The 13,965-nt window shown below is 72.9% G+C and carries 14 protein-coding genes; 10 read left to right on the top strand and 4 right to left on the bottom strand.

Annotation, left to right across the window (positions count from 1 at the left end; all coding sequences use genetic code 11):
* The first annotated feature begins 264 nt into the window (after positions 1-264).
* Complete coding sequence (locus ACF1AL_RS22990) at positions 265-600, top strand: hypothetical protein (RefSeq protein WP_103779386.1); 336 nt, start codon at positions 265-267, stop codon at positions 598-600.
* Between the two features lie 190 nt (positions 601-790).
* On the opposite strand, the gene ACF1AL_RS22985 is transcribed toward ACF1AL_RS22990, so the two are convergent.
* Positions 791-1,204, bottom strand: a complete 414-nt coding sequence (locus ACF1AL_RS22985) for a TIGR03618 family F420-dependent PPOX class oxidoreductase (protein ID WP_366835394.1) — start codon at positions 1,202-1,204, stop codon at positions 791-793.
* A 170-nt stretch (positions 1,205-1,374) separates the two neighbouring features.
* Here ACF1AL_RS22985 and clpB point away from each other — a divergent pair, with 170 nt between their 5' ends.
* Positions 1,375-3,972 (top strand): ATP-dependent chaperone ClpB, encoded by a 2,598-nt coding sequence (gene clpB / locus ACF1AL_RS22980; protein ID WP_391820726.1) that lies wholly within the window; start codon positions 1,375-1,377, stop codon positions 3,970-3,972.
* Positions 3,973-3,986: 14 nt separating this feature from the next.
* On the opposite strand, the gene ACF1AL_RS22975 is transcribed toward clpB, so the two are convergent.
* Positions 3,987-4,451: a hypothetical protein gene (locus ACF1AL_RS22975; RefSeq protein ID WP_391701318.1), complete on the bottom strand. Its 465-nt coding sequence runs from the start codon at positions 4,449-4,451 to the stop codon at positions 3,987-3,989.
* A 140-nt stretch (positions 4,452-4,591) separates the two neighbouring features.
* On the opposite strand from ACF1AL_RS22975, the gene ACF1AL_RS22970 reads away from it, so the two are divergent.
* Complete coding sequence (locus ACF1AL_RS22970) at positions 4,592-5,122, top strand: YbjN domain-containing protein (protein WP_366835397.1); 531 nt, start codon at positions 4,592-4,594, stop codon at positions 5,120-5,122.
* 8 nt (positions 5,123-5,130) lie between these two features.
* Here the strand turns inward: ACF1AL_RS22970 and ACF1AL_RS22965 are convergent, their stop codons facing one another.
* The gene (locus ACF1AL_RS22965; RefSeq protein ID WP_391820817.1) at positions 5,131-6,264 is read right to left on the bottom strand and encodes a hypothetical protein; all 1,134 of its coding nucleotides are present in this window, start codon (positions 6,262-6,264) and stop codon (positions 5,131-5,133) included.
* A gap of 235 nt (positions 6,265-6,499) precedes the next feature.
* Between ACF1AL_RS22965 and ACF1AL_RS22960 the strand changes: the two genes are divergently transcribed.
* Together ACF1AL_RS22960 and ACF1AL_RS22955 are read left to right on the top strand one after the other, a co-directional pair.
* Positions 6,500-6,952, top strand: a complete 453-nt coding sequence (locus ACF1AL_RS22960; protein ID WP_391820727.1) for a hypothetical protein — start codon at positions 6,500-6,502, stop codon at positions 6,950-6,952.
* Positions 6,949-7,278, top strand: coding sequence for a winged helix-turn-helix domain-containing protein (locus ACF1AL_RS22955; RefSeq protein ID WP_391820728.1), 330 nt, complete (start codon positions 6,949-6,951; stop codon positions 7,276-7,278). The genes ACF1AL_RS22960 and ACF1AL_RS22955 overlap by 4 nt, the downstream gene beginning before the upstream one ends.
* Positions 7,279-7,348: 70 nt before the next feature.
* Here ACF1AL_RS22955 and ACF1AL_RS22950 read toward each other — a convergent pair whose 3' ends face one another.
* Positions 7,349-8,542, bottom strand: coding sequence for a pyridoxal phosphate-dependent aminotransferase (locus ACF1AL_RS22950; protein ID WP_391820729.1), 1,194 nt, complete (start codon positions 8,540-8,542; stop codon positions 7,349-7,351).
* 226 nt (positions 8,543-8,768) lie between these two features.
* Between ACF1AL_RS22950 and ACF1AL_RS22945 the strand changes: the two genes are divergently transcribed.
* The 5 genes from ACF1AL_RS22945 (at position 8,769) to ACF1AL_RS22925 (ending at position 13,842) form a co-directional block, all read left to right on the top strand.
* Positions 8,769-9,230: a hypothetical protein gene (locus ACF1AL_RS22945; RefSeq protein ID WP_391827153.1), complete on the top strand. Its 462-nt coding sequence runs from the start codon at positions 8,769-8,771 to the stop codon at positions 9,228-9,230.
* Between the two features lie 392 nt (positions 9,231-9,622).
* Positions 9,623-9,991, top strand: a complete 369-nt coding sequence (locus tag ACF1AL_RS22940; protein ID WP_391658880.1) for a hypothetical protein — start codon at positions 9,623-9,625, stop codon at positions 9,989-9,991.
* A 543-nt stretch (positions 9,992-10,534) separates the two neighbouring features.
* On the top strand, positions 10,535-11,053 hold the full coding sequence (locus ACF1AL_RS22935) for a DUF2617 family protein (RefSeq protein WP_384201716.1): 519 nt from the start codon (positions 10,535-10,537) through the stop codon (positions 11,051-11,053).
* A gap of 74 nt (positions 11,054-11,127) precedes the next feature.
* On the top strand, positions 11,128-12,774 hold the full coding sequence (locus ACF1AL_RS22930; RefSeq protein WP_391827151.1) for a polyamine aminopropyltransferase: 1,647 nt from the start codon (positions 11,128-11,130) through the stop codon (positions 12,772-12,774).
* Between the two features lie 102 nt (positions 12,775-12,876).
* Complete coding sequence (locus ACF1AL_RS22925) at positions 12,877-13,842, top strand: SRPBCC family protein (protein WP_391827149.1); 966 nt, start codon at positions 12,877-12,879, stop codon at positions 13,840-13,842.
* Positions 13,843-13,965: the final 123 nt, after the last annotated feature.

Raw genomic sequence — 13,965 nt, 5'->3', positions numbered from 1 at the left:
GAATGCTTCGCTCGGTGCTTGTCGCCGCCTTCTCCGTCGGTGCGGCCCTCGGGGTGCTGGGCGACCTCTCCGGGGCGACGGTGGACACTCGGGCGGACAGCACCTGGCCGCCGATCATTGCGCCGGCTCCCGCCGGGGACAGTGTCTGGGCGGAGTCTCCCGCACACACCGACGACAGCGTCTGGGCACAGGCCCCTGTGCACACGGACGACAGTGTCTGGGCGGCCGCTCCCGTGCACACGGACGACAGTGTCTGGGCGTGACATGACTACTCCACCTGACGACCGCTCCTTCCGCCGGGAAATGGCCACCGCCTACCGGTCCGGCTGGCACTTCATCGACCTGGTCACCGCCATCCCCCACAACGGTGACTCGCTGATGGTGACCGTCTTCGGTGAGCCGGTCGTCGTCACGCGCGACGAGGAAGGCGACGTACGGGCGTACCGGTGTCTGCGGCGGCCTCGGGGGGCGCCGCAGCCGGTGCGGTGCGCCATCCGGTACGGAATGATCTTCGTGAACCTCGACCAGCGCGACCACCGGCTGTCGGAGCCGGACATCTCCGATGTGAGGACCATCTCGGCCACCCCCCGCAGTGCCTGACGCGATTCCCCCGTCGTAACAGATCGCTCAGGTGCTTCCCCCCGCAGCGGCGTCACCGTGACCTGAACACGGTGACGCCGCTGCATTTTCCGCGCCTTTTGCGCGGGTTCCGGCCGGTTCCGGTCGCAGGTGCCGAACGGCTGGTTCCGGTCGGGGCCGCCCGCAGCCCGGCGGAGGCCGCGGCCCGCGTTCAGCCGCGTCCCATCGCGCGGTCGAGCTCGATCTCGATGACCACCCGGGACGGGTTCGGCGACGGCACGCGCTCGTAGCGCTCGGCGTAGCGCCTCTCCGCCTCCGCGACCCGCTCCGGTTCCGTGCGGACGTACGCGCGGCCCTCCAGCGTGGCCCAGCGCCGCCCGGCGACCTGGCAGACGGCGACCCGCGCGCCCTCGGGGCCGGCGGCCCGCACATGACCCGCCTTCGCGCTCGCCTTGTTCGTGATCACCCGGGCCAGTCGCGCCTCGGGGTCGTAGGTCACTCCGACCGGCACCACGTGCGGTGTGCCGTCGGGGCGCAGTGTCGTCAGGGTGCACAGGTGCCGTTCCCGCCAGAAGGCGAGATACGGCTCGTCCGGTGCGCCCGGGTCCTGGGGGTACGCGGCCATGAGGGGAACCTACCTCCGGCGGCCCGGCGCCGCGGCGCCGACCGTGTGATCCGCCGCGGAAGGGCTCCCCATCGCAGCCTTGAGTGGAATAGACTCAACTTTGTGTACGTTGATTGAGTCAGTACGGGGAGACGGCTGACCGAGGCACGCCCAGGAGGAGAGAAGCGACAGTGGACGCCGAGCTGACCAACCGGAGCCGGGACGCGATCAACGCCGCCGGCAACCGGGCCGTGACGGAGGGACACCCCGACCTCACGCCCGCTCACCTGCTCCTGGCGCTGCTGCAGGGCCAGGACAACGAGAACATCGTGGACCTGCTGGCCGCCGTCGACGCGGACCTGGCCGCCGTGCGCACGGGCGCCGAGAAGGTGCTCGCGTCCCTGCCCAGCGTGACCGGGTCCACGGTCGCGCCGCCCCAGCCCAACCGCGAGCTGCTCGCGGTCATCGCCGACGCGCAGGCACGGGCGCAGGAGCTGGGCGACGAGTACCTGTCCACCGAGCACCTGCTCATCGGCATCGCCGCGAAGGGCGGCCGGACCGGTGAGGTGCTCACCGGCCAGGGCGCCACGGCCGGCAAGCTCCAGGAAGCGTTCCGCAAGGCGAGGGGAGGGCGTCGCGTGACCACCGCGGACCCGGAGGGGTCGTACAAGGCGCTGGAGAAGTTCGGCACCGACTTCACGGCCGCCGCCCGTGAGGGCAAGCTCGACCCGGTCATCGGGCGGGACACCGAGATCCGCCGCGTGGTGCAGGTGCTGTCCCGGCGCACCAAGAACAACCCCGTCCTCATCGGTGAGCCCGGCGTCGGCAAGACGGCCGTCGTCGAGGGACTCGCCCAGCGGATCGTGAAGGGGGACGTGCCCGAGTCGCTGAAGGACAAGCGGCTCGTCGCGCTGGACCTGGGCGCGATGGTGGCGGGCGCGAAGTACCGGGGCGAGTTCGAGGAGCGGCTGAAGACCGTCCTGGCGGAGATCAAGGACTCCGACGGGCAGATCATCACGTTCATCGACGAGCTGCACACCGTCGTGGGCGCGGGCGCCGGCGGCGACTCCGCGATGGACGCAGGCAACATGCTCAAGCCGATGCTGGCGCGCGGCGAGCTGCGCATGGTCGGCGCGACCACGCTCGACGAGTACCGGGAGCGGATCGAGAAGGACCCGGCGCTGGAGCGGCGCTTCCAGCAGGTGCTGGTCGCCGAGCCGAGCGTCGAGGACACCATCGCCATCCTGCGGGGCCTCAAGGGCCGCTACGAGGCGCACCACAAGGTGCAGATCGCCGACAGCGCCCTGGTGGCCGCCGCGACCCTGTCCGACCGGTACATCACCTCCCGCTTCCTGCCCGACAAGGCCATCGACCTGGTCGACGAGGCCGCCTCCCGTCTCCGTATGGAGATCGACTCCTCGCCGGTCGAGATCGACGAACTCCAGCGTGCCGTCGACCGGCTGAAGATGGAGGAGCTGGCGCTGAGCAAGGAGACCGACGCGGCCTCCCGTGAGCGCCTGGACAAGCTGCGCCGCGACCTCGCCGACAAGGAGGAGGAGCTGCGGGGCCTGACCGCCCGCTGGGAGAAGGAGAAGCAGTCCCTCAACCGGGTCGGTGAGCTGAAGGAGAAGCTGGACGACCTGCGCGGCCAGGCCGAACGTGCCCAGCGCGACGGCGACTTCGACACCGCCTCCAAGCTGCTGTACGGCGAGATCCCGGCCCTGGAGAAGGAGCTGGAGGCCGCCTCCGAGGCCGAGGAGGAGGTGGCCCGGGACACCATGGTCAAGGAGGAGGTCGGCTCCGACGACATCGCCGACGTCGTCGCCTCCTGGACCGGCATCCCGGCCGGCCGGCTGCTGGAGGGCGAGACGCAGAAGCTGCTGCGCATGGAGGACGAGATCGGCAAGCGGCTCATCGGCCAGAGCGAGGCCGTGCGGGCCGTGTCGGACGCGGTGCGGCGCTCGCGCGCGGGCATCTCCGACCCGGACCGCCCGACGGGCTCCTTCCTCTTCCTCGGACCGACCGGTGTCGGCAAGACCGAACTGGCCAAGGCGCTCGCCGACTTCCTCTTCGACGACGAGCGGGCGATGGTCCGCATCGACATGTCGGAGTACGGCGAGAAGCACAGCGTGGCCCGGCTGGTCGGCGCGCCCCCCGGGTACGTCGGCTACGAGGAGGGCGGCCAGCTGACGGAGGCGGTGCGGCGGCGGCCGTACAGCGTGGTGCTGCTGGACGAGGTGGAGAAGGCGCACCCGGAGGTCTTCGACGTCCTGCTCCAGGTGCTGGACGACGGGCGTCTGACGGACGGTCAGGGGCGCACGGTCGACTTCCGCAACACCATCCTGGTGCTGACCTCCAACCTGGGCAGCCAGTTCCTGATGGACCCGCTGTCCAGCGAGGTGGAGAAGAAGGAGCAGGTGCTGGAGGTCGTGCGCGCCTCCTTCAAGCCGGAGTTCCTCAACCGCCTGGACGACCTGGTCGTCTTCTCCGCGCTGACCAAGCAGGAGCTGAGCCGGATCGCCGAGCTGCAGATCGCCCGGCTGGCCAAGCGGCTCGCCGAGCGGCGCCTCACCCTCGACGTCACCCCCGAGGCGCTGGCCTGGCTCGCCGACGAGGGCATGGACCCGGCCTACGGCGCGCGTCCGCTGCGCCGCCTGGTGCAGAGCGCGATCGGCGACCGGCTCGCCAAGGAGATCCTCTCCGGCGAGATCAAGGACGGCGACACGGTCCGCGTGGACCGCTTCGGCGAGGGCCTGCTGGTGGGCCCGGCGACGGGCAAGACGCTCTGACGGCTCACCGCCGGTCACACGGTGAACGCCGAGAACCGTACGCGTGCGGTCGACGTGGTCTCGTAGGTCACGTCGACCGTCACGGCGTTCGCCCCGGAACCGGCGGGCGGCGCGTGGCCTTCGCTGTCCAGCCGCAGGCACAGGTCCGCGCCCTCGGCGCAGAACTGTGTCCGCGACCGCTCCCCGGGGTAGGTGTGCGCCAGCCAGTCCGCGACACCGGCCCGCGGCATGCGGAAGGTGACCTGGTAGTCGGTGTCCAGCCAGGTCCGCACCGTGCAGTCGGTGTCGTACGCCCCCTCCGGCAGGCCGGCCCCGCCGAAGGCCAGGGCCTCCTCGCACGAGACCTGCTCCGGGCCGCCGCCCATCGGATAGTCGCTGGTCATGAACCGCACCACCGCCACGACCAGCCATATCAGCAGGAGCGTGGGCAGGGCCGCGACCGCCGCCACCAGCCCCCATCTCTTCCCTCGTCGGCTCATGCCGTTCCCCTCCCGTTCGCGGTGCTCTCCACCGACCGGCCGGATCATGTCAGCCCAGGGCTGACAGGCGCCGTCGGGGCTTGCCACCCCCCTCCCCCTCTGGGGGAGGATGGCGGAATCCGTACGAAGGGAAATTCACGGTGACCATCGACCCGTCCTCGATTCCGAACTTCGGGGGCCAGCCCCAGCCGCAGCCCCAAGGACCGGCGGGCCCCGTCGTCCCGGATCAGGACCTCGTGAAGCAGCTCCTCGACCAGATGGAGCTCAAGTACGTCGTCGACGACGAGGGTGACCTCGCGGCGCCGTGGGAGCAGTTCCGTACGTACTTCATGTTCCGCGGCGAGGCAGACCAGCAGGTCTTCTCGGTGCGGACGTTCTACGACCGCCCCCACAAGATCGACGAGAAGCCGCAGCTGCTGGAGTCCGTCGACGACTGGAACCGCCGCACGCTGTGGCCCAAGGTCTACACGCACACCCACGACGACGGCACCGTCCGCCTCATCGGCGAGGCGCAGATGCTGATCGGCATGGGCGTGAGCCTGGAGCACTTCGTCTCCTCGACCGTCAGCTGGGTACGCGCCGCCATCGAGTTCGACCGGTGGCTCGTCGAGCAGCTGGGCCTGGAGCAGGAGATCAACGATGCCGACCAGCCCGAGGAGGGCGACGAGTAGACCCTGATCTACAACGGCGTTCGGGCGAGTACCACCAGGTACGCGCCGTAGGCGAACGACAGCCCGGCCAGGGCGCCGGCCACCACGGCCGCGTGCCAGGGCCGGGCTTTCGCCGTCCGCACCAGGGCGTGGGCGAGCGGCAGCAGCAGCGGGAACGCGGGCAGCAGGAAGCGCGGCTTGGACTCGAAGAAGCCCGAGCCGCCGAGGGCGACCAGCAGCAGGACCCCGCTGTAGACCAGCAGCGGCAGCGGCGCGCGGTCGGCCAGCAGCAGCGCGTACAGCAGCACACCCGCGGCGACGATCACCAGGGCCATGGCGAAGGCGAAGCGGTCGCCGTGCAGCAGCAGGTGGCGTACGAAGCGCAGCGCGCCGTGACCGAAGTCGAACGTCGAGCCCCACCGGCGCTGCACCGCGAAGTAGCCGCCGGGCACGTCGCCGGTGCGCCGGCCGACCCACAGCACGTACGCCGTCCAGCCGAGCGGCGCGAGCGCGGCGCCCGTCCACAGCCTGTGGGAAACTCCGCGGCCGCGCAGCCGCACCACTTCCCGGGCCGCCGCCGCGAGCACCGCCGCGGCGACCGCGCAGCCGTTGGGCCGGGACAGCCCCGCGAGCGCGGCGAGCGTCCCCGCCCACACCCAGTCGCGACGCAGCACCGCGTACAGCGCCCAGGCGGCGAACGCGGTCAGGACCGGTTCGGTGTACGCCATCGACAGCACCACGGAGTGGGGCATGAGGCCCCACAGCACGACGAGGACGGTGGCGACCGCCCGGCCGTACAGCAGGGCCGCGCAGCGGTGGATCCCGCAGGCGGCCGCGCCCGCCGCGAGCCAGGACACGACCAGCCCGCAGGCGCCGCCGCTCAGCGGGGCCACCTCGTGCAGGGCCCGGACGAGCAGCGGGTAGAGCGGGAAGAACGCCAGGTCGCTGTGGATCGCCCCGCCGCCGAGGTGCAGGGTGCGGCCGTAGCCGTGGGTGGCGATGCCGAGGTACCACAGCGAGTCCCAGGAGCGGCCGAGCAGCGCGAGCGGCTGCCGGCCGCCCGCCCAGGCGACCGCGGCGAGCACGAGCGTCCCGGTCAGCCGGGCCAGGGCGAACAGCCCCAGCGCGGTGCCGGCGCCCGCGGTGTCCGGCAGCGCCCGCACCGCACCGACGGACCGCTTGCGGGCAGGGGGCAGCAGGGTCGTACCGGCGTGGCTCACATCCCGCACCTTGCAGCCGGCGAAGGGGCGGCGCGAGCAGAGGGCACCCAGGCGGGTGGCCCGCCGGTCACCCACGCGAGGGAGTCGCAGGGAAAGTACTTGCCGATATGGAAAGTACTTGCCTACAGTGGTGGCACGGGGGCGGACCGACCACCGCCCCGGACACGGGGAGGACCACATGACGACTCACGGCACCGACCAGCCGTACGACCCGCACGCCGCCGCGGCGGCCCTGCACACCGCGCGCGACGCCCAGGCCGCCGCCCGGGCCGCGCAGCACACCCCGCGCCGCTATGTGATCGCGCAGGGCGTCGCCTGCGCCGTCGAGTTCGGCGCCCTCGGGCTCGCCGCGCGGGACGACCGGTGGTCCGGGCCGCTGCTCGCGCTCGGCCTGGCCGGCTTCGTCGCCTTCATGACCCTGATGTGGGCCGGCGTCCGGCACAGCGGAAGCGTGCCCTGGCCCCGGCGCGAGGGCCGCCCGCTGTGGCGGATCCTGGTGCCACCGCTCGCCACGATCGCCGCGGGCGGCCTGGCCGCGATCCCGTACGGCATGACCGGCGCGCTGGTGGTGTTCGCGGTCGTCTGCGCCCTGGACTTCGGGCGGCGCGCCATACGAACGGAGCACGCGTGACCGACACCCCGCCCCCGGCCCTGGACCGGGAGCTGCAGCACCCCACCCGGCTGACGCTCGTCGCCTACCTCTCCTCCTGCACGGAGGCCGAGTTCGGGGTGTTGCGGGACTACTGCGGCATCTCCGACTCGGTCACCAGCAAGACCGTCTCCGCGCTGGAGAAGCTCGGCTATGTGAGCGTCCGCAAGGGCTACGTCGGCAAACGGCCCCGCACCTGGGTCGGGCTCACCCGAGAGGGCCGCCGGGCCCTGGAGGCACACCTGGCCGCCCTGGAGGACATCGTCATCGCGGCCCGGCGCGCGGGCGCCGAGCAGCGGCAGGGGTGACGTCGGCCGGAGGTGTCCGGACGGCTTCCTCGGCCGGGCGGAGGGGTGTCGGCCGGGAAGGGCCTTGGCGTCAGCCGGCCAGGGTCTTCAGGCGCTGGGCCGCCTCCTGGAGCACCTCCGTGCGCTTGCAGAACGCGAACCGTACGAAGGGGGCGCCCGCCTCGCGGTGGTCGTAGAAGACGGCGTTCGGGATGGCCACCACGCCCGCCCGCTCCGGCAGCGCCCGGCAGAAGGCGAAGCCGTCGTCGAAGCCGAGGGGGCGGATGTCGGTGGTGATGAAGTACGTGCCGGCCGTGCGGAAGACCCCGAAGCCCGCCTCCGCCAGCCCCGCCGCGAGCAGGTCCCGCTTGCCCCGCAGGTCCTCGCGCAGCCCGGCGAAGTACGACTCCGGCAGGTTCAGCGCCTCGGCCACCGCGTACTGGAAGGGCCCGGCCGAGACGTACGTCAGGAACTGCTTCGCCGAGCGCACCGCCGCCACCAGCGGGGGCGCCGCCGTCACCCAGCCGACCTTCCAGCCGGTGTACGAGAAGGTCTTGCCGCTCGACGAGATGGTCAGCGTCCGCTCCCGCATCCCCGGCAGGCTCGCCAGCGGCACGTGCTCGCCGTCGAACACCAGGTGCTCGTACACCTCGTCGGTCACCACGAGCAGGTCCCGCTCCACCGCCAGCTCGGCGATCGCGGTCAGCTCCTCGCGCGTGAGGACGGTCCCGGTCGGATTGTGCGGGGTGTTGATCAGCAGCAGGCGGGTGCGGTCGGTGACGGCGTCGCGCAGTTCGTCGAGGTCGAGGCGGAAGGCGCCCTCGTCGGGGCGTGCCCGCAGCGTCACCGGCACGCGCGTGCCGCCCGCCATCGCGATGCACGCCGCGTAGGAGTCGTAGTACGGCTCCAGCGCGACCACCTCGTCGCCGGGCTCGACCAGGGCCAGCAGGGCGGCCGCGATGGCCTCGGTGGCGCCCGCGGTGACCAGCACCTCGGTGTCGGGGTCGACGGCCAGGCCGTAGCGGCGCTGCTGGTGGGCGGCGATCGCGGTGCGCAGCTCGGGGACGCCGGGGCCCGGCGGGTACTGGTTGCCGCGGCCGTCGCGCAGCGCGCGCACCGCGGCCTCGCGGACCTCCTCGGGGCCGTCGGTGTCCGGGAAGCCCTGACCGAGGTTGATGGACCCGGTGCTCAGGGCCAGGGCGGACATCTCGGCGAAGATCGTCGTCCCGAACTCGGCGAGCCGGCGGTTCAGCAGGGGGCGAGCGCTGGAGGTCATGCGGGCCATCCTGCGCCGAAGCTCCGGAGTTCCTCAACCGCGTCCGCCGATCCGCAGCTGCGGTCGCGCCCAGGCGCCATCTCTGACCAGGGTTGAGCCGTCGCGGGCGTCATCGTCTGTCGTCGTCCTCCTCGGGGATCACCGCGATACGGCTTTCGAGAAACGCCAGTGCCGGTCTTGTCGATGATGACCACGACGAGCAAAGAACCATCGGTTCCTCTAGGAGAGTGGGACGATGCCCAGGCTGTTACCCATGCTCGCTGTGTGTGTTCTGGCTCTCTGCGCCTGTACCGACGGTGGCGGTGGCGGCGCCGAGGGGAGTTCGCAGTCCCGCACCACAGCGCCCTCCGCCGCCGCCCCGGCAGTGCCAGGGACCAAGACCCTGAAGGTTCCCGCCCTGAAGTGCAAGGACCCCAAGGACGGCACCAGCACCGAGGAAGTGATCACTCCGGATCTCAAGGTGGTCACCACGGACAGCAACAGAGATGCCCCTGGCGACGCAGCCCTCTACGACCAGCGCCTGATGCTCTACAAGGGAAACGCCTGCCGCGACGACGTCAACGGCACCGTCTCCACCCTGGACTTCGGAGGAACCAAGGGGCTTGTAGAGGGCATTCCAGCCGCCGACACGAGTGCGCCGCTGCGGCTCGCAACCAGAACTGGGACAGCAACTTCGATCTCGACGTGCGGAACCTGAACGGAAAGACCGTGTGCGTCCTCGACTTGAAGACGTTCGCCGTCACCGTCGCCGTCGATCAGACCGCCTCAACGGACCCACACCTTCCCAGCCTTGAGCTTCAGGTGAAGCTGTACTGACGAAATCAAGGGGGGCGAAGCCCCGCCTCCTCCCTTCACCCCAGACGGCCCAGTGAAGCCCGGACGGCCCCTGAACTGCACTTCTGCGCAGGTCAGGGGCCGTTGGTGTGTGAGAACCCTCTGAAGTTGCTCAACTCTGCTTTGGCTCGAGCGGGGGGCGGGCATTTCTCGGTCACACCGAGAGCGGGACGGCCGACGGGGGACGCCTCGCCGGACCGTGCCGGGCCCCGCGCCCGGCGCGGTCCACGGGGGAGAAGGAAGGAGGGTGACGCTGTGAACGTCCTCTTCGTACTGGTACCGATCGTCTTCTTCGCCGGGATCGTCGCGCTGGTCGTGATGATCGCGCGCACCGGCAGCCGCCGGCCCGCCCGGCGTCCCGGCCGGCGGAGCGCCGCCGCCGGCGCCGCCTACGGGGGGAGCAGCAGCTCCGACAGCAGCTGGTGGGCCGGCGGCGGCGACACCGGGTCGTCCTCGGGCGGCGGGCACCACGGTGGGCATCACGGAGGCCACCACTCCGGGCACTCCTGCGGGGGAGGGCACTCCTCCTCCTGCGGCAGCAGCTCGTCGTGCGGTGGCGGCTCGTCCTGCGGAGGCGGGTCGTCCTGCGGCGGCGGAGGCGGATGCGGGGGAGGCAGCGGCTGACACGGGGCAGCCGGGTCTCGAACGAGGGAACCGCATCCGCACCGCGGGGTCCGGGCCTGGGCCGGACCCCGCGGTCGTTCCTTTCGCGCGCTTGTGCGGGGGCCGCCGCACGGTGGTCCCGGCGGCGTTCCGCGCCCGGCGCCCGCGCGACGGGCGCGCGCCGTGGGGGGCGCCGCGGGCTCATGGCGGTGGGCTTCCGGCACCTGTGCGGTGCGCGGGCGTACGCCTCGCGGGGGACGGCGCACGCCGTGGTTGAACAGTTGAGCGTTGCAGCCCTCTGAGGGATGGAAACCCTCCGAACTTGGGTAAAAACGCTGTGGCGGCCGCACAGTTCATGATTCCCTCTAAATCACCACCCCAGCCCGAGAGCCTGCCCGACACTTCCCGTCCGCCGTCCGGGCCGACGACGGGAAGGACCGGACACGCCCTGGACGTCTCGCGCGGACGCCTGCCCCGCCGGGCTGACCGGGCCGATCTCCCGGTGTCGACCGGGGTGTGACGGACCAACGCCCTTCTTCTTTTGCGTGCTTGCGGAGCCGATCCATGCTCACGACCCTGAAGACCTCCTACACCGACACGCGCGCGGCCGACCTCGCCTGGGCCCTGGGACGCGAACCGCTCCCCGCCCTCGCCACGCTCGATCTCGAACTGGCCGGAGCCAAGATGCAGTTGAGACTGCTCGGCGCCTCCCACCAGGTGCTCCTGGAGGAGGAGCGGGGCGTGTGCTCGGAGACCGTGGCCTGCATCCCGGGCAGCAGCACCCCGCTGCCGCTCGGCGTCGCCAAGCGCGTCGGCGACTGGGAGTACGAGTTCGCCGCCCGCGTCGAGATGCTCTCCCCGGGCTCGTTCGCGGGGCGCGCCCAGGAACTGCTCGCGCTGGTCTCCGACCACCCCAACGGCCTGGCGGGCGTCTTCCCCGGCAGCCCGCACGCCTTCACCGCGCTGCTGGCGCAGGCGCACGACGGCCACGTCCACTGGCGGACCTGGCACGCCTACCCCCAGGACGGCCAGCTGGTGGCCACCCGTACCCGCGTCGGCACCCGGGTACCGGCAGCCGCCTAGGCAAACCTGCGAAGCACCAACACCACACGTGTGGGTGACGAAGCGTCCCGCACCTCTGACGTAACGTCACAGATGTGATCGAATCGCACGCCCCCGCCCCGCCCGGCGCGCCGCCGCCCTGGGGCTGCCCCGCGCGCCTGCCCGTGCGCCCGGGCACGGGCAGGTTCCTCGTCCTCGCCGGTGTCTTCGTGTGCGCCGCCTGCGGACTGGTGTACGAACTGGAACTGGTCGCCCTCGCCTCCTACCTCATCGGCGACTCGGTCACCCAGGCCTCGGTCGTGCTGTCGGTCATGGTCTTCGCCATGGGCATCGGCTCCCTCGCCGCGAAACGGCTGCGCCGGCACGCGGCCCTCGGGTTCGCCGCGCTGGAGGCGGCGCTCGCCCTGGTCGGCGGCTGCAGCGCGCTCGCCCTGTACGCCGTGTTCGCCTGGACCGGGACCTGGGGCGGGGTGTGGGCGAGCGGACCGCGGTGCCTGCTGGTCGCCTTCTCCCTCGCCATCGGGCTGCTGATCGGCGCCGAGGTGCCGCTGCTGATGGAGCTCATCCAGCGCATCCGCCGCCAGGACGCGGGCGGGGCGGTCGCCGACCTGTTCGCCGCGGACTACGTCGGCGCCCTCGTCGGCGGGCTCGCCTTTCCCTTCCTGCTGCTGCCGCTGTTGGGCCAGCTGACCAGCTCGCTGCTCACCGGCGCGGTCAACGTCGTCGCCGGCGGGGCGCTCGTCCTCGGGCTGTTCCGCCGCGACCTGAGCCGGCGCGCCCGGCGGGTGCTGCTCGCCGTCGGCCTCGCCGTGCTCGGCGTCCTCGGCTTCGCCGCCGCCGAGGTCGACGACTTCGAACGAGCCGCGCGGCACGCCGTGTACGGCGACGGGGTGCGCGTCGCCGTACAGAGCGAGGTCCAGGAGATCGTCCTGACCGGCGGCACCGCCGGGCGCCCCCTCGACCTCTTCCTCGACGGCCGGCTGCGCGTCGGCGGCCGCGACGAGCGGCGCTACCACGAGGCCCTCGTCCAGCCCGCGATGGCCGGACAGCACGCGCGCGTGCTCGTCCTCGGCGGCGGGGACGGCCTGGCCGCGCGCGAGGTGCTGCGCCACCCGGACGTGCGGCGGCTGACGATCGTCGAACTGGACCCCGAGGTCGTCCGCCTCGCCCGCACCGACCCGGCGCTGTCCCGGCTCAACGACCACGTCTACGGCGACCCGCGCCTGTCCGTCACCACCGCCGACGCCTTCGGCTGGCTGCGCACGGCGGCCCCCGGGTCGTACGACGTCGTGATCGCGGATCTGCCGGACCCGGGCATCACCGCCTCCACCAAGCTGTACTCGCAGGAGTTCTACGGGCTGGCCCGGCGCGCGCTCGCCCCCGGCGGGCGGCTCGTCGTGCACGCCGGGCCCGTCGCCTCCCGGCCCCGCGTGTTCTGGACGGTCGAGTCGACGCTGCGGGCCGTGGGACTGCGGACCGCGCCCTACCGGGTGGGCGGGCGCGACGCCGGGTTCGCGGACGGGCCGGACCGCGCGGTCGGTGCCTCCCGTGCGCCACGGGACTGGGGCTTCGTGCTGGCCGGGACGGGGGACCGGCCGCCCGCGCTGCGGCTGGACCCCCGCGGGCCCCGCGCCGCGACCCTCACCCCGGACGTGCTCGCCGCCGACGCCCGCGCCGCGGCCGCCACCCGGGTGCCGGGGCTGCCGCCGTCCACGCTGGTGCACCCCCGGTACACCCGCTGACGCCGCGCCCACGACCGTTCGCGGTAGTCCGGACGGCTGAGGGCCCGGGGATCCGCGCGAGTGGGGGTGCAGTTCGCGTGCCGCTGGGTAGGCTCCGTCGACATGGAGCATGAGGTGTTCGTTCCGGTCCCCGCCGAACGGCTTCGGGCGGCGCTCGCCGACCCCGCGCGGCTCGCCCGGGCGGTCCCCGGGCTCCAGCGGGACGCCGGCGCCCAGGACGGCACGGACCTCACCGGGCGGCTGAAGCTGCGCGTCGGCAGCCACTCCGTCACCTACCGCGGCACCCTGCGCCTCACCGGCCGGGACGACGGCTGCGCCCTCGAGGGCGAGGCCACGGAGGCCCGCGGCAGCGGCACGGTGAAACTCACGCTCACCGCACGCGCGACGCCCACCGAGGGCGGCACCACCCTCACCGTGTCGGCCACCGCCACGGCCGACGGCCGCATCACGGAACTCCCTCCGGACGAGGTCACCTCCGCCCTGACCCGCCTCCTGAACCGCACCGCGGAACAACTCGGCGAGGAGGCGACGCAGGGGCCGGAGCAGTCGGAAAGGGCCACCGAGGAGCAGGGTGAGACGCCGGACGTGCCCGAGTCGCCCGAGCAGCTGGCCGCCGGTTCCTTCGAGACGGCCGCGACCAGCGACTTCGACACCGCGCCCGACGCGGACGACGACCCGGCGCCGTCCGTCTTCGACGTCGACGTACCACCGCCGTCCCTGGACCCGCTGTCCGACGAGGACGGCACTGCGGAGCCGACGGCGGACGCTCTGCACGCCACGGACGACGCGGGCGCTCTGGCCGAGGTGGGCGCCACGGACGCCATGGACGACGCGGACGACTTCCCGGACGCCGACCGGCCGCCCGCCGAGGCCGCGCACGCCCGCCGCACGATGATCGGCCGCAGCGCGGAGGAGGTCGACCACGCCCCGCCGCGCGGCCGCTACGCCCCCGTCCCGGCACCCCAGTCCTCGTCGGCAGCGACCACCCTGCGCTGGGTCGCCCCCGCCGCGGTCGCGGTCCTCGCCTCGGCCATCGTGGTGGGCCGAGTCCTCCGCCGCCGCCACTGACCGAACCCGCCGCCCGGTCTTCGCAGGGCCGCCATCGCCGAGACCGGCCCGCCCGGCCGAGCCCCGGCACCGGCCGAGCCCCGGCACCGGCCGGCCCTTGCGCCGCCGGTACGGCTCCCGCGC

The organism is Streptomyces sp. NPDC014801 (assembly GCF_043082085.1).
GTDB lineage: Bacteria > Actinomycetota > Actinomycetes > Streptomycetales > Streptomycetaceae > Streptomyces.
Note: the sequence above shows the minus strand (reverse complement) of the source record. Positions and strands in the feature narration are given on the sequence as shown.